This is a genomic window from Fulvivirga sp. (assembly GCF_040218215.1).
GTDB lineage: Bacteria > Bacteroidota > Bacteroidia > Cytophagales > Cyclobacteriaceae > Fulvivirga.
In genome coordinates this window covers 110,509-130,553 of sequence record NZ_JAVJQL010000022.1, presented here as the reverse complement: position 1 = coordinate 130,553, position 20,045 = coordinate 110,509, and the positions used below count along the sequence as shown (strand labels likewise).

Genomic DNA, 20,045 nt, shown 5'->3' with positions numbered 1-20,045 from the left:
TTATATCTAATGGCACATATCCGCAATATTTGTTGGGTATAGTGCACTTATCTTTCTAAAAGTAAGAATAATAAAGAATTTATTATATACTGAGGCATTAAATGATTACCTGTTGAAGGTAGTCAGCCCAACCAGGAAAGGTTTAAAACAAAACATCCCTTGGGAACCTGGTCTCAAGGGATGAATCGTTGTCTATAGTTGGCTTTATGTTTCAAGTATACGCAGATGCTTTAAACCTGCATACCTGTTCTGGTCAAAGTGATTTATTTGGCGGTGAGGAGCGTTTAAGACCTGTTAGCTGTGTAAAAAAATTGAGTGGAGTGTATGTAACGGTATCGTATAAGCGTAGTGTGGAATTTCAGAGAAATAAACTGTCTGCCCGTACTAAACTCTGATAGATGCAAATTACTCAATTTGAACATTGCAGCCCGCATTACGCCTATACAATGTTCTTTGCTTGCCTTAATCTTAGTTCACAATATACTCTCGATTATTCTCGATATTCATCTCAATAAAATGAAGGAAAGGGTCAAGCAAGATACTGGTAGCACCTTCCTTCTTGTAAAAAGTTGTTCGGTTTTCTCCTGTCGTTGCTTTGACCTTTTCAATATGAAGCAGGTTTCCATCAGCATCATATTGACCGAAAGTGAGAAATACTTCGGTTGCATCTTGTTCATTTTCTGGGGTACTATCCATTCTTTTTATGGAGTAGATAATCTCAAGTTGGTTATTCGATAGCTCTTTAATATCAATTATTTTATTGTCGTAGAAGGTGACCGTTTCCATCATGTCATAAATGATATAATGGAACTGAAGGGGAAGGGAACTCTTTAAATATGCTATCAAGTCTAATGAAGTTGGATATCGATCAGTTCTGAATCTATGCTCCAATAAAAAATCAAATAAAACTTTATTTAGTTTTTCCTCTCCCACATAATACTGCAATGTATTAAATGCCATGGCTCCTTTTCCATAGGCGATGTATTCCTGATCAGTTCTGACCAGATATAATGGACTTTCCTTACCTCCATCTTTTGTCCTTCCTTTTAAATAGCGTTGGCGTTGCAAGCTCAGAAAATGCAATGCCTTCTCTTCCCCGAATTCTTTTTCATATATCCTCAAACTGATATATTCAGTAATACTTTCTGTTAGCATTTTCGCACCGAGAGCAGCTGCTGGCACGATTTGATTACCCCACCATTGGTGGGTTAGCTCATGTGCCTGAACATAAAAGGATAAATTAATTTTATTTTTCGCATCCTCATTTCTCAGAACAAACCGCACTTCAGAAGTGGGAATGGCATTGTTCATCACTGAGGCATAGGTTCCTTCGGTGAGCGGAAATTCGACCGTCCTTATTTCGGCATATTGATAAGGCCCGAAAAACTGAGTATTATAATCAAGTGAAGCATTCAGTCCGTCAGTCATATCTTTCAGGTTGTAGATATGGTCTTTATCATGATAAATTTCCAAATAGAAACCATTGTGGTTTGACTTGCTTACTGAAAAGTCACCCGAGTTAAAGGCAAAAGCGAATTTGATTTTCTGTTCTGTTTTATAAAGAAAATAGTTGCGGCTATTTTCTGTCCATCGATTGAGCAGCGTTCCAGGGGCTATGGCCATTTGTGAACCATGTGTACTGATAACCGTTTCTATATCTACCAAATCAGCGTCAGGTGAATAAAAATTTGAATAATTGGAAAGATTATCCGTTGGCTGTCTGTATTCCTTATCAAAAAAATACCCCAAACGTGGGAGTATATCTGTGCGTAGAAAGGTACCATTCTGAAGGACACTGGAATTTTGGTAAAAAAGTGTATTTGGCTTGTTTTTGATCTCAAAGTGCATCTGGATTGAATCTCCGGATTCCATGGGATTTTCCAATGCATGCACTTCAAATTGCATGTTCTCATCTTTTTGTACAATTGTAGATGGGACGCTTAGTGAGAATTGAGTGATTTCGTCATAGCCGGTCTTTATCAATAAGGTGTCTATATTCTCAGGCGTCTTATTGATGAGGAGATAATGCCCTGTTGCCAAGAACGAATTACTTTCTGGGAAAATCTCAATATTCAATTTGACAGATACTATTTTGGGTTGAACTGCAGACTTGTATTTCCCGAAATTGAACCTGAATTCCCGTAGTATTTCACCACTATTTGCAACAGCACTGAAATCGTTGTTTTCCTCTTTGTAAATGATGTATCCAAGGCAAAAAAAGATAACTATGAACAAGAGCAAGAAGAAAGAAATAACCCTATTCAATTGCTGAAAAGCCTTTTGAAAGCGTTCTTTGAGTGAATACACATATCCACGTTCCCAGAAAAGATAAGTAACTATAATTAGTAGAGCTGAAAAAGCCAACCAATAGAAGTTGAGGATAAAATTGCCTAATAAATTATGACCAAATCCATTTAAATCACTGTAAGTGATTTGAGGGGCAGAATTGAATCTGAACAGGTAAGTTTCTATTCCGAATTGAGGTATCTGGTCTTTTCCAATCCAAATTAAGAGAAGAAGGAAAATACCCAGGTACAAATTGGGAATTGTGTTATGTACAAATAAAGAAAGTGCAGCCCAAATAATTAGAGTCGGAAAGGTGATGAGAAACAATTGAAAAAGGTATAAATCAAATTCAAAATGATAGTATCCAATGTAAAGCTGTAGTCCAATTCCACATAGCATCATTGTAAATAACAAAAGGATTTGTACATACATCAAGGCCAGTATTTTCGAACCCAGAAGCACCCAGCTGCTGGTGGCAGTCGTATCAATAAGTTGGTTGGTTTTTGTCATTCGAGAACGATGTACTAACATCCCTGCATAGATAAAAGTCAACAGCATGATAACGGTGGAAAAGAAAAACATGGGCACGGAAAGCACAATTCGGGTCAGGGGTAAGAAGGTCATATCCGCAAGATTGGTGACCCGACTCATGGCAAAAATCATGGCAAATAATCCGACTAATGCGAGCAGGTGGAAAAGCCAGTTTTTTACGATAAACCTAAAATCGGTACCCGAAAGTTGTAGCATCGCCTTTAGTTGTATTGGAAAGGAGAAATCAGTCGATACTTTGGTGTGAGGCTGCATCGGTTGAAGTGGCCTTGCTAAATTATTTTTGACTGCTTTTTTCTTACCTACATTCGGAAGCAGGCTAAAAGACTCCTGCTCCAATTGGAATTTTTTGTAGAAAAGTCCAAAAAGTGAAAAGCTCAGAATCAGCCAGAACAATCTGTTCCAAAGCACTATTCCGAGTACTGGAATTTGTTGTGTGTTTTGTTCAGAAATCGTCCAAAACCGAGTTTCATATGCCACTGCATTTTGTCCAAATGGATCGAGAAGAGCAAAAAGAACTGGTGTACCTTCAAAAAGGCTGTCTATCACTATCTGAAAGAAAAACAACAAGATCAGTGTGATAAAACCTGCATAAATATTTCGGAGTGAAGCCACAACAACAAATACCAGCAAGCCATAAGCAAGCATATTGGGCCAAACGAATATGAAATAAGCACTTGCGTATCCCCAATAGTTAGTTTGCCCGATCATAGGGTTCCCTTTACCTAGGATCAATTCTCCCAGATAAAAAGCAATGCCTATAGAAAGAGTTATCAAAAAAACAAGGGTCAGTGAACTGAGAAACTTTCCAAGCAGGTAATCTGATTTTTTGATGGGATAGCTGTAAAGAATGGGATGTACATTACTTCTATAGTCCTTGTAAATCACCATCCCAATAATCGCTGGTAGTAGAAATAGGAAAAACTTGTTGAAGTATTGAAAAATGAAGTTGATTTCATGAGCAGAATTGAGCAAGCGCAGTTCCTTATCTGTTTCAGGTATTCCATCAAAGAAGCCTCCAGTTCCAAGAATGGATAATAGCGCAATCCCAAAGAAAACCACGAAATAGAAATAGGTAGCAGGCTGCTTTAACAGGCTTTTCAATTCGTAGGTATAGATAGACTTAAGCATATTCTTCAGCTTGCTGTCCCAGAGAATTGAAATACACATCTTCCAGCGTCACTTTCTCTGTTTTTACAAAAGTCTGATCTGGTCTGTCTTCGGCATAAATCCTGACAGATAGTGAATGATCTTCATTGAAAGAGGATGATAAATAGTGGAAGGTGGTCTTGTGAAATTCAAGTTCAGCGGAGGATATAGTTTTGGTCCAGACTTTAGATTCCAATTCTTTTATAGCTTCGGAGGGAGTAGCATGTTTGTGAATTTTACCTTGTCTCATGATTGCCATATCCGTGCAAAGCTCTTTCACATCTTCTACCAGGTGTGTGGAAAACAAAACAATATTCTCCGTCCCAATTCCACGTAAAACGTTAAGAAATCGGTTTCTTTCTTCAGGGTCTAATCCTGCTGTCGGTTCATCCACAATAATTAATCGAGGGTCATTTAGTAGCAGTTGTGCAATACCAAAACGTTGACGCATACCACCTGAATAGGAACTAACATGTTTATTCCTGATCTCCAGTAGATTGGTGAGGTGCAGCACTTCTTCGACTTTTGCTTTACGCTCTTTCCGAGAAGATAAACCCTTCAGAATTGCGAAATAATCCAACAGGTTTTCCGCTGTTTCTTTTGGATACACCCCAAATTCCTGAGGCAAATAGCCCAGGGTTTTCCGTAAGCTCATGGGATCATTTCCGATATCAATACCATTGAAACTCAAGTTCCCTTTGTCGAGTCTTTGTAGCGTAGCGATTGTTCTCATCAGGGATGATTTGCCTGCACCATTTGGCCCTAAGAGACCAAACATTCCCGGGCGAATTTCAAGGTTTATTTCATCCAGGGCTTTGACGCCATTAGGATAGGTTTTTGTCAGGCTTTGAATAGACAACATCATGATTTATCGACTTTGGTAGTAGTTAGTGTCCAAGTTCCAAAGCAATTATTTGAGAGTTTTGAACAGGTCCAAATTCCCAATTTTAGTCGAGACATGAGTGCATTTCTCTGCTGTATCTATCCCAAAAGAAGCAGCGGGACAAATTTGTAAAGGAGAAGGTCGTCCCAAAAAAATCAATGGGACATATCTGAATGGAATACTATTTGATAAATTGGGAGGGAGACATTCCAGTTTCCTTCTTGAACGCCCTGTAAAAGCTACTCTTGGACTTGAAACCACACTGAAAAGCAAGTCCAACAATGGAAAGGTTACTCAGCTTTCCTTCTATTACACCCTGTTTGAAGGTGGCTATGCGAAATGAATTGATGTAATCATAAAAATTGGTTCGCAAATTTTGATTGAGAAGCGTGGAAAGTTTTTTATCAGATGTATCGACCTGTTGTGCCAATTCGGCAAGGGAAAGTTCCTGGTTCAGGTAAAGTTTATTTTCGCGCAAAGTTATTTCCAGCTTCTGCTGTAAATCAGATGCTTCAACTTCATTTAATGGCTGAATGACGGGGCCCTTTGGCTTCAGGAGCTCTGACAGTTGATTGCCCAAATGTTCAATATGGTATTGCTTGACAAACCAATCTTTCGTAAAGCGATAGGCAGCTGAGAGCGTAAACGCCATCCAAAGTACACTAGGTTGTCCAAGAATCAGGCTATCCCTGCTACGGAACTCTTCCCTAAACGTAATGGCAGGGTCATTAAAGTCAAGAAGACCAGAGCGAATGATTTCTGGGAAAATAAAGATCAAGAGGAACGACAAAATATAGGTTTTCCATTTGCTCCTATTCAAAAATTTAGGAATAGCCCATAACGAATGCGCATAAAAAATGAAAGGAAATATCAGTACAGAGAGTGGTGGGGGCGTATTTGTTCGGATCGTTTTATCAAACCAATCTGAATTCCAATCAACATTCACCGCGCTAAAAATGAATAGCCAGAAAAGCACATGTACGATAGCTTCGATATTTTTTCGAGAGGCACTGTTCATTTCTTATAGCTTGCAGAGAACAACTCGATAACAAACATTAATGTTCGGTATATCTTTTTATCTGAAAAATAACAGGACAAAAGGTGTTGTTAGTTTTAATAATGAGGACTAATATATCAAATTCTATCTTGTTATTATTATCATAAAATAGGTGATTCATGTAAGGCATTGGCTTAGGTATTGAAAGCTAATGGGACGGGAATGACATAGTTGCTATAAGATTGCTTCATTGCGTTCGCAATTACGTTATGTTCATTTCAGAAGACCAAAAAGACTGTCATGGTGAGCCCACCTGAATGACAAAGCCGGTCAGGCTTGTCGAACCATAAGCCTTTTTACACTTCGACTCGCTCAGAGTGACAAAAGGCTTGGCACCATCGCACACCGTTCGTCAAATTTTCAGCTGCCCTCTTAACGCATTGGATTCCTGACTTTCGTTTCACTCCATCAGGAATGACGTGCTAATTTATTTCGTCATCCGAGGTTTTGAAAAAAGCGAAGGAACCTCTCAATAAAGGATTACTTCACTACGCTTATTATGACGTTTTAGTTGATGTTAGGCTTTATTTATTTTTTAGTCGTAGTGATATCTGCATGCATATACTTGCAAGTCCTCGTCAACAACTTTATAAACCAGTCTGTGTTCTTGGTCAATTCGTCTAGACCAATAGCCGGCAAGATCATACTTAAGAGGTTCGGGCTTTCCTATTCCGTGAAATGGATCTCTTTTTATTTCTTTAATAAGTTCGTTTATCTTCTTAACCGTTTTCTTGTCAATCTTTTGCCAGTAAAGGTAGTCCTCCCAGGCATTCTCGGTAAAAGTTAAAACCATATTACAAGTCCAAATTTGGTTTGACTGTTTTACCAGATTTCATCTGATTAATGGATTCGTATAATCGGTCAGCGTTCTTTTTGGAACTTAATAGATGCAGTGTCTCCATAATAGAATTATACTCATCCAAAGAAATCAATACAGCCCCTTTGCCAGATTTACGTTTAATGATGAGGGTCTCATTATTATCTTCGACACTGTCAAGATAACTTTTTAGTCCAATTCTAAATTCGGAGTAATTAGCAGCAATCATTGTCTTTTATTATTTTTTACGTACCAATATACGTACTTAATTAATAAAAAGTTTCTGATTTTTGAGGTTTGATGAAATAATAAAACCTAACATCCCAATATCAAAAATTGCTGATATCCGCATTATATCGAATGGCACATATCCGCAATACAATTTGGGTATTATGCACTTATCTTTCTAAAAGTAAGATTATTATATACTGAGGTACTAAATGATGAGCTGTTGAAGGTAGGCAGCCCAACCAGGAAAGGCTCTAAAACAAAACGTCCCTTGAGAACCTGGTCTCAAGGGACGAATCGTTGTCTATAGTTGGCTTTATGTTTCAAGTATACGCAGATGCTTTAAACCTGCATACCTGTTCTGGTCAAAGTGATTTATTTGGCGGTGAGTGACATCATATCGCTTCTAATTATTGAAAAGAAGCCTACAACTCACACTGCTCACATTACAACTCAGCATAATCATACTACAGCCCACATAGTTTAACCAAAACAGTTCGGAGGCGATGCGTTTGGTTTGATAAACCAAAAAGAAACATCCCATGAAAAACTTTTTCACAATCCTGCTTGTCGTAGTTTTCATCAATATAGCTGACACTTACGCCCAGGAGCTGCCCAAAGATGGTGCAGTTATTACTATTGAAGACAAGAAGCTGATCTTAACTTCTGGTGAGCCTTTAACCGCTGACCTCTCACTTTTAAGATCTAAAAGGTACCAGAAAGCTGAATTTGGTGGTCTTACTGCCAGAACACCCGAAGGTATTAAAGCCGAGTTTGTACAAGATGAGGAACAGAATGACCTCTATCATCTAACCTTAACTGCTGATAAAACTGCCGCAGACAACAACTTTACACTAATCATTAAAGGTGAAGGCAAAAATGCCCACAAAGTGCGCGGTTTGGCTGTAACTGTCAATATGAACAGCAGTCAAATTGCTACGTCTAATGATTAATACCTGTAGATTTTTGTAATTTTAAAGGTATTAGTTCGTCACTTCGAAGGAGGAACGACTGAGAAGTCTCCTGATTGTTATGAAAAGGCCTCATCACAAATAAAGGAGACCTCTCTCCGCCACCTGGCGGATTCGAGGTGACGTTAGTTACAAGCGCATACATGTCTTTTAAGCATTATAATGACAGAAAACGTTAAAAAATATGGGCTGAGAGTACTAATCGCGGCCTCTATTTATTTATTCTTCAGGCTTACCTCAGAGCCGATGTACAGTGAAAAGGCCAGCAATATCACCGTATGGCCTTTCCTATTGCTCTTTGCAATTTTTGTAGTCCTTTTTATTTGGGAAGTCTGTGACAGGGTAATCCTGTACTTTGCCAGAAATTTTACACATTACTTAACGTCAAAAAGGTGGTTGTTTTTCCTGTTCCTGGCCACTACCCTCGCTACCTTTCCGCTGCTTACGGCATTTATATATTTTGAAAATTATTACCTAAAGATTTGGCTCAATTGTGTCAGGGATTCGTATGAGGAGTTCTTTACCGACCTGCCACAAGCCTTTGTTGTGGCCTGGCTGTTAATAACCGTTGAAATATTGAAAGTGTACTATACCCACATCAAGAACATGGAAGTGGAGAAGAACAGGATGCAAAAGGAAATACTGAGGACACAATATGAAAGCCTTAAAAATCAAATTAATCCACACTTCTTATTTAACAATTTCAGTGTGCTGGACGCCCTCATCCATACCAATCAGGTGTTGGCCTCTGACTTCTTAAATCAGCTTTCAAAGCTTTACCGCTATATTTTGGATAATAGGGAAAATGAGATGGTGCCCCTCTCAAGGGAGCTTGAGTTACTTGACTCCTATATGTTTCTGCTGCAGATCAGGCACGAGAACTGCATATTTCTGGAGCGGAATGTGACCATCAACCCGGACAACTTTTACATACCCACATTATCCCTTCAAATGCTGATAGAGAATGCCGTAAAGCACAATAGTTTTAACAAAGAGCATCCGCTACATATAAAGATCTTTACTGAAGATGAGCAGTTTATTATTGTTCAGAATAAAATAAGTTTGAAAAAACAACCTGCACGTTCCACCAAAGTAGGCCTTGAAAATATCAAGAGCAGGTATCATCTGCAGTCGGACAAGAAAGTGATCATCTATCAATCGGAAGAAACCTTTAAAGTAAAACTTCCCATTCTCACATCAATCAAATTTGCATGAATCTGGTAATTGTTGAAGACGAAAAACTGAGTGCCGAAAGGCTAAAATCGCTGGTTCATCAAATTGACCCAAAAATCGAAGTGGTTGGCATGCTTTCTTCTGTAAGCGAGGCCACAGAATGGTTCAGGGACAACTCTCCTCCTGACATTGTGTTATTGGACATCCAGTTGAGTGACGGTACTGGCTTTGACATCCTCACCACTATGTCGGCCTTGCCATGCGTTATCTTCACAACCGCCTATGACGAGTATGCCTTAAAGGCATTTAAATACAACAGCATAGAGTATTTGCTAAAACCAATTGATAAAAATGAGCTGGAAACGGCTTTGCAAAAATTTGGACAGATCAACAGACAACCAATTTACGATTCTGCCTTTGTCAAGAAAATCGAAAATGTTGAAAAATCCATAACTGGAGAGTACAAGAAACGGTTTTTAATAAAAATTGGTGAGCAGTTTAAGAACATTGACGTTGAAAATATAGCTTATCTCTACTATCAGAATGGAAGTTGTAATGTTTGTACAACTGACGATAAAAAACTTCCTGTGGACTACTCCCTGGATCAGCTGGAAGAGCTTCTAAATCCGGCCGATTTTCTAAGGGTTAACCGCCAGCTTATAGTAAAGGCCACAGCGATATCAGAAATACATACTTATTTCAACAGCAGGCTTCTGCTAATACTCTCCCCTTCCTTTAATGAAGAAGTAATTGTAAGCCGTGACAGGGTAAGTACTTTCAAAAGCTGGATGGATAGTTGATTATAATATTATATATACCCTTAAAATTTATAGCTGTACCCAAGCCTCATAACCTGAGTTTCGTAGTAATTTGTACTGGTATATGAGAAGTTATTGCCTTTAAATTCTTTTCTTATCACCATTGTATTCAAAAGGTCGTTTGCATTCAAAAACAGCTCTCCCTTACCATTTTGAATAGATTTCTTTACTCCAAAATCAATAGAAAAACGTGAATCAATGGTTCCTTGAGGTATGATATCAGGAGCTAAATAAATGGCAGTCAACTGAGCCTCAGTACTTTTACTAAACTTAAAGTTCGCATTGAGTTTTATATTTCCAGAATACACATCCTGTTGAACAGCTGTAAAAGTGTTTTCAATTGGATATTGATTCACAACCGTGAATGCATCAATCTGATTGTAATAACCATTAAGGTTTAAATTCATATTTACCTTATCCGAAATTTCCTGACTAATAACAACTTCAAACCCGGTGTTATAGCTGTTTCCAGCATTCTGAGAAATATTATAAATCAAGTTTGACGTGCCTACTGTTGTGGCCGCACGAGTTATGGTTCCTTCTGAAATACGATGATATCCTGCACCATAAAAATAACCATTGTTCCAACCATTCTTAAAACCAAGTTCAAAGCTGTTGGTAAATTGTGGTTGCAAAGCTGGGTTACCCACTTTAATAATCTCTGCATCATCATATTTTGGAAAAATACGGATATCCACTTCATCAGGCCTGTCAACCCTACGGTTATAAAATGCCGATAATTGGTTTCTATCATTTAGTTTGTAAGTTAAACGAGCATTCGGAAAAGGCTGTAAATAATCATAACCATCACTTTGGTAGGTATTATGATTCGGATCAACATCATACTGTAAATCAACATATTCTAACCTCATCCCTATTTCTGCTTCAAGCTTTTTGACTTCGTAAGTGTAATTTCCATAAAGTGCCGGGATGGTTTCTTTATAGGTTGCTAAACCATCAGCACCTGTGTCCAGCACAGAGTTAGTTGTTGAAGGATTAAATTGCATATCAGTTGGAATGGCTCTTCTGCGAAACTTGATTCCTGCCTCCAAAAGCCCGTGTTTCATGGGTTTTGTATAATCAAGCGTAAAATCGGCTACTTTTTGGTCAGCTATAAGAAAGAATGATTCTTCCGTAGTTACTGAAGGTCGGGTATTGGTGAAAAAATACTTCTCATCTTCTCTATCAAACGTGTAATTAAAACCCACATTGAGTTTATGGCCGGGCTGCTCAAATTTATGTTCATAAGCTACAGAGGCCATTGCAGCAGTCAATACTTCATCTTCCAGAAACTGCCAAAGTCTAAGGTTTTCTCCTGTATTTCTACTGAAAAAAGGTTGGTCACCATAATCTTTGATAGACTCCTGACTAAAAAATCCAGAAATCGTTAGGGAATTTTGATCATTGATAAACCAGTCCATTCCTACTTTTGAAGTAAAAAAATTGGTATCCCTATTACGCTTCAATTGCTGGTCAATTACAGTACCGTCATCATAGGTTCTGGTTACAAATTCATTTCTATTCAATGTTTCTGTATAAAGATTATCTGCTTGCAAGAACAGGTTAACTTTCTTTTTTCTGTAATTCAATGCTATAGAAGGGTTAATCTTTGGTGTAGCTTGATATTGTGGACGAATACCCGGAAGATTATCTTTTCGAACCCATAAAGCGCCCAATCCAGTTGATAGGCCAACTTTACCATTAAACCCTTTTTGTTCTTCTTTTTTTAAGACAATGTTGATGATTCCTGCATTGCCATTAGCATCATATTTCGCTGACGGATTATTAATGATCTGAATTTCATCTATGGCAGAGGCTGGTAGATTATCTAAACCATTTTGGCTACCAAATCCTGTGATGGCTGTTTGTTTTCCGTCAATCAGAACCACTACCTGACTATTGCCCCTTAGTTGTACCTGACCATCCTGAGTAGTAACACCAGGAAGATTATTCATAGCTTGTAAAACACTCCCTCCACTTTGGCTAACATTATCATCAACACTGTAGGTCTTCTTATCCATTGCACCAGTTACTGCATCGCGTTGTCCCGTAACCACAACTTCATCAAGTTGCTGTACATCTTCTTCCAATGTTATAACGCCTAAATCAAGATATTCCGAATTTGAACCTACATACAAAGTACTTAGATACTTTTTATAACCAATAAATGATACTTCAATTAAATAGTCACCAGGCTTAACTTTATCTACTGTAAACAGGCCTCTTTCGTTTGTAATTGTTCCACCTATAAGAGTAGAATCAGTAGTAGTCCGAATGGCTACAGTTACAAAAGATAAGCTCTCGTTAGAAACTTTTTCCCTAATAGTACCCGAAATACTAGCTTCCTTTACTTGTCCAAAAAGAGTTAATGAACTAAATGAAGTAATAAAACAAAGTACTACTATTGGCTTTAAAAAATATGAAAAAATATTCCCGACTGTCAGTCTTCTACCTATTATAAATATCATAAAAAAATGTCTCTTTTTAAGTATGTTCTAAATTACATTCTTTGCATAACGCTTGTAATTTTATTTTGTTTAATGGTTAATTAAACCTCATTGTTACAGCCAAACCAATATTCCTATCGTTATAAATGGGGCTCATAATTAGATGGTATTTCTTTTTATTTTTTACTTTGTGAGATAGATAAACAAAATTTGTAGCTAAAATACCTAAGCCCGCTCCTACTAACACATCTGACGAAAAGTGTCTGTTATTGAGTACTCTTAAAATTCCTACCGAAGATGCTATTGTGTAAGCTCCAATACTATACCATGGGCTTAAGTGTCCATATTCCTTATGCATAAAAGTGGCAGCAACAAAAGCCTGTGCCGTATGGCCTGATGGAAATGATGAATAATTGCTGCCATCCGGACGAAGCTGATGCGTGATCTGTTTCAAAGGTACTACTGCCAACATCATTAGCAGTTCTGACTTTATTAAAAGCTTAGTTCTGGTTTTAAGGTCATGACGTGCTTCTACTCCGAATAGATCCAGACCATATGCCAGTGCTATTGGTGCGTACTGAAGATAATCGTCTGTGCTAGTGTGAAAATCGGGAATACTTTCATTCCTTTCTTCTGCAATCTCCTCTCTCCCAATGATATCAGAGTCTATATACGAAAGCAATCCTGCAGAAATCAAGTAAAAGGGCAGTTTAGTTGCTTTCCTTAAATTCTGCTTTTTTTCAAAATTTTTATGAATGGTAATTGAATCCCCTCCTGAAATTTTACTTTGAGAACAACATATGGAAATACCTGTTACGTTAAGCATAAAGAATATGCCAGCAATAGTCCTTTTCATAAACAAGTGATTTTTTATCTAGCTTTAAATAAATAAGATGCCTTTACTCCAATAAAATTCGATGCAACTTGCTCCGAGCCCAACTTGCCAAGATTAGTTTTATGCACTAATGAAGTTTCAAGACGTTTTCCATTTTTAAGTGCCGCACTCAGCCCTAATGAAAGATTGAATGTTCCGAAATACAATTCCGGCTTTCTTATTCTGTAGGATGATTCAACCGGAACTGTGATAGTATTAGTCTCAAACAAATGACCAAATTCAATGGCCTGTTTGGTATACCAAAATGCCGATGCACCAGCTCCATACACTAAGTGATTCTTTTGACTTATTCTTTGTCTGTATTTAAGCGATGATAGAATTTCCATAAACCATGCAGTAATTTCTGCGTTCTCAACAGCACCATAAATAGGATCAGATGTTGGCAGACTAAGTGATTGAAGATCCTCCATTTCTACGTCATAGTGTGTTGTGTTAAAGGTGAGTCCCGATTCAATACTCAAAGTAGGTGACATAATAAAGTCTGCAACAATACCACCTCCAAAAACATTGAATGACGCATTAGAGCTGTAAAGTCCTTTTTGTAAACTAACAGATGGGCCAATATCAATACCTAAACCTTTTTTATAATGTCGTTCAAGTTCCTTTAGTTTTTTAATAGATATCTGCACTGGTACTGGCTCCACATTGGCCAATTGATCGTCTGTAGCAGTACTATCCCAGATGAAGAAATACTCTGGTAATCGATATTCATGAGTAAGGCCTTTTCTCTTAACCAAATAAGGATTTTGTTCAGCAACAACAAGGTCATCCACTACAAGAAACAAGTAATCGCCATTTTGCACAATTTGTCCATTTTCTAATTCCCTGAGTATATCATCAGAAACCTGATCTTCCCTTCCCAAATAAACCAGGTCCCTTCTAAAAGTATCACTCATCAGGCGGGATTGGTTTTGACCCTCATTTAATTGACGCCTCAACTGATCTATCTCACTTACCAGCCGATTATAATAAAGGTCGTTGCTATTTCGGTATTCTATAATTCTTATAGTATCGGCAGGAACAATTTGCTGATTTTTAGATTCTTGAAGCAGGTTTCCAAGCTCCCCAAACTTTTCATTTTGATTTTTAAGATCTGCAATTTGTTGTTGAAGCAGGGCCACATTGTTTCCGGAATGGTTTATTCCAAATAAGATCAGGACAGCGATAACTGTTGTAGCAGCCGCCACCAGTATTTCGTTTCTATATCTGTTATAGAAAGATGGTCTAATACTGGAGTCCATTTTATAATGCAAACCAGCAAGGGCAGAGGGGTCAAATTCCACCTGATCAAACTCATCGACCTGATTCTTTATAATATCATCAAACCTGCTGTCATCCATTTGTTTTCGGAATTAACTGTTGTTGATTCTGGTTCAATATCTTTCTTAACTTATCCCTGGCTATAGATAAATTAGACTTTGATGTTCCTACACTTATTTTTAGTTCGGCAGCTATCTCCTCATGCTTATAACCTTCAATGGCAAAAAGGTTGAAAACAACCCTATAACTGGACGGCAGTTTTTGAATAGCATCTATTATCTCCTGGGCTGAAAGCATTTCAAGTGCCGTTTCTTCTGTCTCCTGATAGTTTGCATAAGCAATATCAAGAGAGTGGTAATGCTTCTCGTTCTTTCTATAATAATCTATTGAGGCATTAACCATTATCCTTCTCATCCACCCCTTAAATGATTTGCCAAATGTATATTTATCCAAATTGTTAAAAACCTTCATAAAACCATCATTAACGATTTCCACAGCCTCTTCCCTGTGGTTTGAATACCGCAAACAGATACCCATGGCATATCCAAAATACAGTTTGTACAACTGATCCTGGCTGCTACGTAGTCCCTTTCTACAGGACTTTAATAGTTCCTCTAGCTCTTGTTCGCTTTTAATGGCTCAATATTTTAAAGAGTTATCTTACGATGACGTGACAAAACAAAAAATGGTTGGTCGGAGAAATATTTATTTTTTTAAACCAACCATTTATCAGTATTCGAACGTCTCGGTTCAGATTGTAATGATTAACATCCTACTTTATTTTAATCAAATATAAGCTTATAAGATGCAAGAATCGATTTGCGAACTATCTAAAAAGTATATCACAGACCTGTTTCATGATAGGATTGCAGCAAAACTATATTTTCACAACCTGGGGCACACCACTACAGTGGTATATGCTGCCGAATTGATAGGTCAAGAGCTTGGCCTTAAGTCCAGCGAGATAAACATTGTTAAAGTAGCTGCATGGTTTCATGATGCCGGCATGTTGAAAAGTACAAAGGACCATGAAACCGCTAGCGCAGATTTGGCCGAAAAGGCATTGCAAAGCTGGGGTGTTAATACTACCGAAATCGAAAAAGTCATAGGCTGCATAAAGGCAACCAAACTGCCGCAGTCACCCACTTCATTACTTGAAGAAGTAATATGTGATGCTGATCTCTACCACCTTTCTCAAGCAGACTACTGGCATAGAAACACACAACTGAAACAGGAATTCGTGGCCATGGGAATTTGCGGTAATTCAAATTTTGACTGGCTGAAAAACAATGCCCGCTTTTTAATGTCGCATGAATACTTTACACCATTTGCCAAATCAGTACTTGAACCTTTGAAACAGAAACATATCAAAGAGAACCTGATAAGGCTTAACCAAATTGTGAAATGAAAGATATAACGCTGATAGTTCCGGTATTCAATGAAGAAGAGTCATTGGAAAAACTAAAGGAAACCGTAGACGAATTTATTGAAAAGTCTACGCTTTCAGTCACTGTCCTTTTTGTAAATGATGGCTCCACAGACCGCAGTTGCGAAATAATACAAAACATTATCAGGTATGATGCTAATTATACTTCCATTTCGTTGGATAAAAATTGTGGCTTAAGCACTGCTATAAAGGCAGGCATTGATATTAGTGAAACGCCTTGGATTGCATACATGGATGCCGACATGCAAACGACACCTCTAGACCTCATTAATTATTATCCTTTTATGCCTGATTATGATATGATCAATGGGATAAGAAGGAAGAGGAAAGACAGCTATATCAAGAAAATATCTTCATTGATAGCCAATACTTTCAGACGCTACATGATTAAAGATGGCATTGAAGATACTTGCTGTCCCCTTAAGCTGATGAAAACCGATGTTGCCAAGTCCATACCTTTCTTCAAAGGTATGCATCGGTTCATGCCTGCATTGGTTCAATTGCAGAACAAAAGTGTAAAACAGTTAGAAGTAAAGCATTTTGAAAGGTATGCTGGTACTGCCAAGTACCATCTCTGGAACAGGCTTACAGGTCCGTTTTTAGACACACTGGCCTTTGTTTGGATGCGTAAAAGATATATCAATTATACCATTCTGACCGCAGAGATGAAAACCAGTTTCAAAAAAGAAAAAGTAGCTTAATGAGCGAATCATATTGGATATATGCTGTCGGACTAGCGGCCCAACTCTTATTTAGCGCAAGACTAATAATACAATGGATAAGGTCAGAACAATCAGGAAGGGTACTCTCTCCTACCATATTTTGGCAACTAAGCCTTGTTGCCTCCTTTTTGTTAATTGCTTATGGAATCTTAAGAGATGACCCTATCATCATTTTCGGCCAGGTGATTTCATATTTCATTTACATCAGAAACCTCCAATACAAAGGTGCCTGGAAATTGATTCCACCTTATTTTAAGGTTATTGTTTTACTTTTTCCAATCGCTACCATTTTATGGTTGGCCGGTTCAACGGAGCATAGCTGGAATGATGTTATTGGCAACCCTTCCATTTCCAATGTTTTGCTCATATGGGGAGCCCTGGGCCAAATAGTCTTCGCACTTAGGTTTGTGTATCAATGGTACTTCTCAGAAAAACTGAAAAAGTCGGTCTTGCCTCTTGGTTTTTGGATCATAAGCATGGTCGGCTCACTACTCATAGTTTCATACGGATTTTTCAGGTATGACCCCATACTTATTTTAGGTCAGGCATTTGGCATAATTGCTTACGCTAGAAATATACAAATTGGACTGCAAGCTAAAAAAATCAAAATGGAGGCAAAACCATTATGAAAAATACAATTTTAGTTACCGGATGTGCAGGGTTCATTGGCTCACATGTAACCGAACGACTCATAAAGGCAGGCCATTCGGTAGTAGGCGTTGATAATTTTGATCCTTTCTATGACAGAAGCATCAAGGAAGATAATTTACTGACCATCAAGGATTCAGCAAACTTTCATTTTTACGAAATTGACCTTGTTAAAGATGACTTAGGCAAAACCTTGTCAGCTTTTGATATCGATTGTGTTATTCATTTAGCTGGCAAAGCCGGAGTAAGACCATCTATAGAATCCCCTCAGGCCTATATTGACAACAACATCACAGGCACCTTAAACTTGCTGAATTACATGAAAGACCGAAAGGTCAACAAAATGGTATTTGCTTCATCTTCCTCTGTATACGGCAATGGCACACCTCCCTTTGCAGAAGATATTAATGACAACAAACCCATTTCCCCTTATGCTTTTACCAAAAGATCCTGCGAGTTGATGAATCATACCTATCATTCATTATACCATATTGATTTTGTCAATTTGAGGTTTTTTACCGTTTACGGCCCACGACAAAGGCCTGATTTGGCCATTAATAAATTTGTTCGTCTTATCAATGAAGAATTGCCAATACCTTTTTACGGAGATGGCTCCACCATGAGGGATTATACTTATATAAGCGACATAGTAAATGGGATTTTACTATCAATGGACTTTATTATGAGTAACGAGAACATATTTGAAACTCTCAATATAGGAAATAACAACCCTATCAGCTTGAATAATCTTGTTACAACTATCGGCCAAATTTTAAATAAAGATATTTTATATAACCTGTTACCAAAACAGGCCGGGGATGTTGAATTGACTTGCGCAAATATCACTAAAGCTACCGCACTTATTGGTTATCTCCCCAAAGTAAGTATTCAAGAGGGGCTGACTAAGTTTATTGGCTGGCAATTAAATAAAAGTTTAGCGCATGCAGTTAAAATATAAATTACTGGTTGTTGCCTTAGTCTGTGTAATAAATTTCGGTGTTAATAATCAATATCTGAGCCCTGACATAATGGAAGCCAGAAATCTGATTACCGCAAGGGAAATGGCGGCAACAGACAACTGGCTTAACCCCACCATGAACGGCTACCCAAGATTGGCCAAACCACCCCTACCTACCTGGGTCAATGCGGCAATAGCCAAGTTCTTTCCTGTTGATAATTTGGCAGCGCACAGAATACCTGCGGCAATTATGGGTTTTTTGATGGTTCTTGCAATTTTCTTTATCGCTAAATCAATTTCAGGAGATGAGAATGTGGGTTATTATTCTTCCTTGGTTGCTGCTTCCAGTTATTATCTAATTTTGATGAGTCGTCAGGCTACCTGGGATATTTATTGTCATTCATTAATGGCTGTAGCCATAGCCTTTTTAATAAGCAACTGGCAAAATAATAAGGGTAATCTATGGTCATATTTAATGGCCGGAATCTTCATGGGTTTATCATTTATGAGCAAGGGGCCAGTATCATTTTATGTAATCCTACTGCCTTTTCTGGTCAGCTGGTTTTTATTCATTGAAAAGAAAAGCCCAAAAGCCCAATGGAGGGGCATTTTAATAATGACTGTGGTCTTCTTAGTAGTTGGTTTTTCCTGGCCTTTCTATCAATTGATTACCAATAAAGATTTGTTGTTAAAAATAGTTAACGCAGAAAGTACAGCCTGGACTGAGCGGCATGTAAAACCATTTTATCAGTACTGGGGGTTTTGGTCGCATGTGGGAATTTGGTCATTGTTCGCCTTGGCTAGTTTGGCATATTCATTTATGAAATCAAGGATATCCCTAAAGGAATATAAATTTCTCCTTTGGTGGTTAGTTATTATGGTGGTTTTACTTTCTATACCTGGTGAAAAGAAAGAAAGGTATTTGTTGCCAGTGATTATTCCCCTCTCCTGTTTAATTGGCTATTTAATCTATTATTTACGTCAAAGTCAACTTAACAATAATTTATCAATGTCGGACAAAAGACTGATTAGAGTAAACATTTTATTGCTTTTAATAATCAGCCTGCTATTTCCATTCACAGACTATTTTACAACCAGCCAGCCCCATGTTTCCATTATCACCTTTATAATTTTTTGGAGTACAGCTGTGGGTTTGTTCTTTGCTTTTAAATCTCTAAAAATAGCCCATATGATGGTCTGGACAATTGCACTAATGAGTGCTGTTACTATTTTTGGGCTTCAAAAATTGGAGCCAGTAACCAATCAACATTATGATAATCTGGCAACAGTAAGGGAAAAGTCATTTTATACTAAGGACTTTTATGCCACAAACCTCAATCCTAAAGAAATATTGGCCATCGGTAAAACAGTAGATACCCTTAAAATTGAAAAAGGCGCAATTCTAAACCCTCGAAATAAAGAATTTGTTATTGCCTCTTACTATCACATGGATGAAAATGAAATCACTACAAAGGTTAGTACATTTCAACTTATGGATTCAATAGCATTTGATAAGAAAAATGACAAAAATCTGCTTTATTTCTATCTGGTGAAGGTCGAAATTCCTCATTTACAATATCACAAATAGTTGGTTATAGCACTTTCCAGCCTCCTGTTGTCCCAGTTCTTTTATCTTGATCCACAAAAGCAGATAATTTGTCTTTGGAGAGGTATCAAAGTAGTAAATTTAAAATGTCAATTAACAATCATCAAATTGACATATGGGTAGGATGACGA

The 20,045-nt window shown here is 37.7% G+C and carries 17 protein-coding genes; 8 read left to right on the top strand and 9 right to left on the bottom strand.

Annotated features, from left to right (window positions below; genetic code table 11):
- Window positions 1-468 precede the first annotated feature (468 nt).
- The 5 genes from RIB54_RS15775 to RIB54_RS15755 form a co-directional block, all read right to left on the bottom strand.
- Window positions 469-3,966, bottom strand: a complete 3,498-nt coding sequence (locus RIB54_RS15775) for an ABC transporter permease/M1 family aminopeptidase (protein WP_350101788.1) — start codon at window positions 3,964-3,966, stop codon at window positions 469-471.
- A complete protein-coding gene (locus tag RIB54_RS15770; RefSeq protein ID WP_350101787.1) occupies window positions 3,959-4,849 on the bottom strand; it encodes an ABC transporter ATP-binding protein in 891 nt (296 codons plus the stop codon). The genes RIB54_RS15775 and RIB54_RS15770 overlap by 8 nt, the downstream gene beginning before the upstream one ends.
- Window positions 4,850-5,048: 199 nt before the next feature.
- On the bottom strand, window positions 5,049-5,885 hold the full coding sequence (locus RIB54_RS15765; RefSeq protein WP_350101786.1) for a helix-turn-helix domain-containing protein: 837 nt from the start codon (window positions 5,883-5,885) through the stop codon (window positions 5,049-5,051).
- Between the two features lie 574 nt (window positions 5,886-6,459).
- The gene (locus RIB54_RS15760) at window positions 6,460-6,717 is read right to left on the bottom strand and encodes a Txe/YoeB family addiction module toxin (protein ID WP_350101785.1); all 258 of its coding nucleotides are present in this window, start codon (window positions 6,715-6,717) and stop codon (window positions 6,460-6,462) included.
- Between the two features lies 1 nt (window position 6,718).
- Window positions 6,719-6,970 (bottom strand): type II toxin-antitoxin system Phd/YefM family antitoxin, encoded by a 252-nt coding sequence (locus RIB54_RS15755; RefSeq protein WP_350101784.1) that lies wholly within the window; start codon window positions 6,968-6,970, stop codon window positions 6,719-6,721.
- A gap of 541 nt (window positions 6,971-7,511) precedes the next feature.
- Between RIB54_RS15755 and RIB54_RS15750 the strand changes: the two genes are divergently transcribed.
- The 3 genes from RIB54_RS15750 to RIB54_RS15740 all read left to right on the top strand — a co-directional run bounded on the left by RIB54_RS15750 (window position 7,512) and on the right by RIB54_RS15740 (window position 9,913).
- Window positions 7,512-7,922 (top strand): hypothetical protein, encoded by a 411-nt coding sequence (locus tag RIB54_RS15750; RefSeq protein ID WP_350101783.1) that lies wholly within the window; start codon window positions 7,512-7,514, stop codon window positions 7,920-7,922.
- Between the two features lie 180 nt (window positions 7,923-8,102).
- A complete protein-coding gene (locus tag RIB54_RS15745; RefSeq protein WP_350101782.1) occupies window positions 8,103-9,155 on the top strand; it encodes a sensor histidine kinase in 1,053 nt (350 codons plus the stop codon).
- Window positions 9,152-9,913, top strand: a complete 762-nt coding sequence (locus tag RIB54_RS15740) for a LytR/AlgR family response regulator transcription factor (protein ID WP_350101781.1) — start codon at window positions 9,152-9,154, stop codon at window positions 9,911-9,913. The genes RIB54_RS15745 and RIB54_RS15740 overlap by 4 nt, the downstream gene beginning before the upstream one ends.
- A 20-nt stretch (window positions 9,914-9,933) precedes the next feature.
- Here the strand turns inward: RIB54_RS15740 and RIB54_RS15735 are convergent, their stop codons facing one another.
- From RIB54_RS15735 to RIB54_RS15720, 4 genes are all read right to left on the bottom strand, one after another.
- Window positions 9,934-12,399: a TonB-dependent receptor gene (locus tag RIB54_RS15735; protein ID WP_350101780.1), complete on the bottom strand. Its 2,466-nt coding sequence runs from the start codon at window positions 12,397-12,399 to the stop codon at window positions 9,934-9,936.
- Window positions 12,400-12,475: 76 nt separating this feature from the next.
- Window positions 12,476-13,234, bottom strand: coding sequence for a phosphatase PAP2 family protein (locus RIB54_RS15730; RefSeq protein ID WP_350101779.1), 759 nt, complete (start codon window positions 13,232-13,234; stop codon window positions 12,476-12,478).
- Window positions 13,235-13,248: 14 nt separating this feature from the next.
- Window positions 13,249-14,613, bottom strand: a complete 1,365-nt coding sequence (locus RIB54_RS15725) for a basic helix-loop-helix domain-containing protein (protein ID WP_350101778.1) — start codon at window positions 14,611-14,613, stop codon at window positions 13,249-13,251.
- Entirely contained in the window at window positions 14,606-15,169 is a 564-nt protein-coding gene (locus tag RIB54_RS15720; RefSeq protein WP_350101789.1) for an RNA polymerase sigma factor, read from the bottom strand. The genes RIB54_RS15725 and RIB54_RS15720 overlap by 8 nt, the downstream gene beginning before the upstream one ends.
- Before the next feature lie 169 nt (window positions 15,170-15,338).
- Between RIB54_RS15720 and RIB54_RS15715 the strand changes: the two genes are divergently transcribed.
- From RIB54_RS15715 to RIB54_RS15695, 5 genes are read left to right on the top strand one after another with little or no spacing between them, the layout of a single operon-like run.
- Entirely contained in the window at window positions 15,339-15,941 is a 603-nt protein-coding gene (locus RIB54_RS15715) for an HD domain-containing protein (RefSeq protein ID WP_350101777.1), read from the top strand.
- A complete protein-coding gene (locus RIB54_RS15710) occupies window positions 15,938-16,681 on the top strand; it encodes a glycosyltransferase (protein ID WP_350069288.1) in 744 nt (247 codons plus the stop codon). The genes RIB54_RS15715 and RIB54_RS15710 overlap by 4 nt, the downstream gene beginning before the upstream one ends.
- Complete coding sequence (locus RIB54_RS15705) at window positions 16,681-17,331, top strand: lipid-A-disaccharide synthase N-terminal domain-containing protein (RefSeq protein WP_350101776.1); 651 nt, start codon at window positions 16,681-16,683, stop codon at window positions 17,329-17,331. The genes RIB54_RS15710 and RIB54_RS15705 overlap by 1 nt, the downstream gene beginning before the upstream one ends.
- The gene (locus RIB54_RS15700; RefSeq protein WP_350101775.1) at window positions 17,328-18,308 is read left to right on the top strand and encodes an NAD-dependent epimerase/dehydratase family protein; all 981 of its coding nucleotides are present in this window, start codon (window positions 17,328-17,330) and stop codon (window positions 18,306-18,308) included. Before RIB54_RS15705 ends, RIB54_RS15700 begins: the two co-directional genes overlap by 4 nt.
- Window positions 18,292-19,896 (top strand): ArnT family glycosyltransferase, encoded by a 1,605-nt coding sequence (locus RIB54_RS15695; protein WP_350101774.1) that lies wholly within the window; start codon window positions 18,292-18,294, stop codon window positions 19,894-19,896. Before RIB54_RS15700 ends, RIB54_RS15695 begins: the two co-directional genes overlap by 17 nt.
- The last annotated feature ends 149 nt before the right edge of the window (window positions 19,897-20,045 follow it).

Excerpts from the sequence above, each read along its gene's own strand:
- RIB54_RS15775 (WP_350101788.1), bottom strand. The coding sequence starts at position 3,966 with ATGCTTAAGTCTATCTATACCTACGAATTGAAAAGCCTGTTAAAGCAG.
- RIB54_RS15770 (WP_350101787.1), bottom strand. The coding sequence starts at position 4,849 with ATGATGTTGTCTATTCAAAGCCTGACAAAAACCTATCCTAATGGCGTC.
- RIB54_RS15765 (WP_350101786.1), bottom strand. The coding sequence starts at position 5,885 with ATGAACAGTGCCTCTCGAAAAAATATCGAAGCTATCGTACATGTGCTT.
- RIB54_RS15760 (WP_350101785.1), bottom strand. The coding sequence starts at position 6,717 with ATGGTTTTAACTTTTACCGAGAATGCCTGGGAGGACTACCTTTACTGG.
- RIB54_RS15755 (WP_350101784.1), bottom strand. The coding sequence starts at position 6,970 with ATGATTGCTGCTAATTACTCCGAATTTAGAATTGGACTAAAAAGTTAT.
- RIB54_RS15750 (WP_350101783.1), top strand. The coding sequence starts at position 7,512 with ATGAAAAACTTTTTCACAATCCTGCTTGTCGTAGTTTTCATCAATATA.
- RIB54_RS15745 (WP_350101782.1), top strand. The coding sequence starts at position 8,103 with ATGACAGAAAACGTTAAAAAATATGGGCTGAGAGTACTAATCGCGGCC.
- RIB54_RS15740 (WP_350101781.1), top strand. The coding sequence starts at position 9,152 with ATGAATCTGGTAATTGTTGAAGACGAAAAACTGAGTGCCGAAAGGCTA.
- RIB54_RS15735 (WP_350101780.1), bottom strand. The coding sequence starts at position 12,399 with ATGATATTTATAATAGGTAGAAGACTGACAGTCGGGAATATTTTTTCA.
- RIB54_RS15730 (WP_350101779.1), bottom strand. The coding sequence starts at position 13,234 with ATGAAAAGGACTATTGCTGGCATATTCTTTATGCTTAACGTAACAGGT.
- RIB54_RS15725 (WP_350101778.1), bottom strand. The coding sequence starts at position 14,613 with ATGGATGACAGCAGGTTTGATGATATTATAAAGAATCAGGTCGATGAG.
- RIB54_RS15715 (WP_350101777.1), top strand. The coding sequence starts at position 15,339 with ATGCAAGAATCGATTTGCGAACTATCTAAAAAGTATATCACAGACCTG.
- RIB54_RS15710 (WP_350069288.1), top strand. The coding sequence starts at position 15,938 with ATGAAAGATATAACGCTGATAGTTCCGGTATTCAATGAAGAAGAGTCA.
- RIB54_RS15705 (WP_350101776.1), top strand. The coding sequence starts at position 16,681 with ATGAGCGAATCATATTGGATATATGCTGTCGGACTAGCGGCCCAACTC.
- RIB54_RS15700 (WP_350101775.1), top strand. The coding sequence starts at position 17,328 with ATGAAAAATACAATTTTAGTTACCGGATGTGCAGGGTTCATTGGCTCA.
- RIB54_RS15695 (WP_350101774.1), top strand. The coding sequence starts at position 18,292 with ATGCAGTTAAAATATAAATTACTGGTTGTTGCCTTAGTCTGTGTAATA.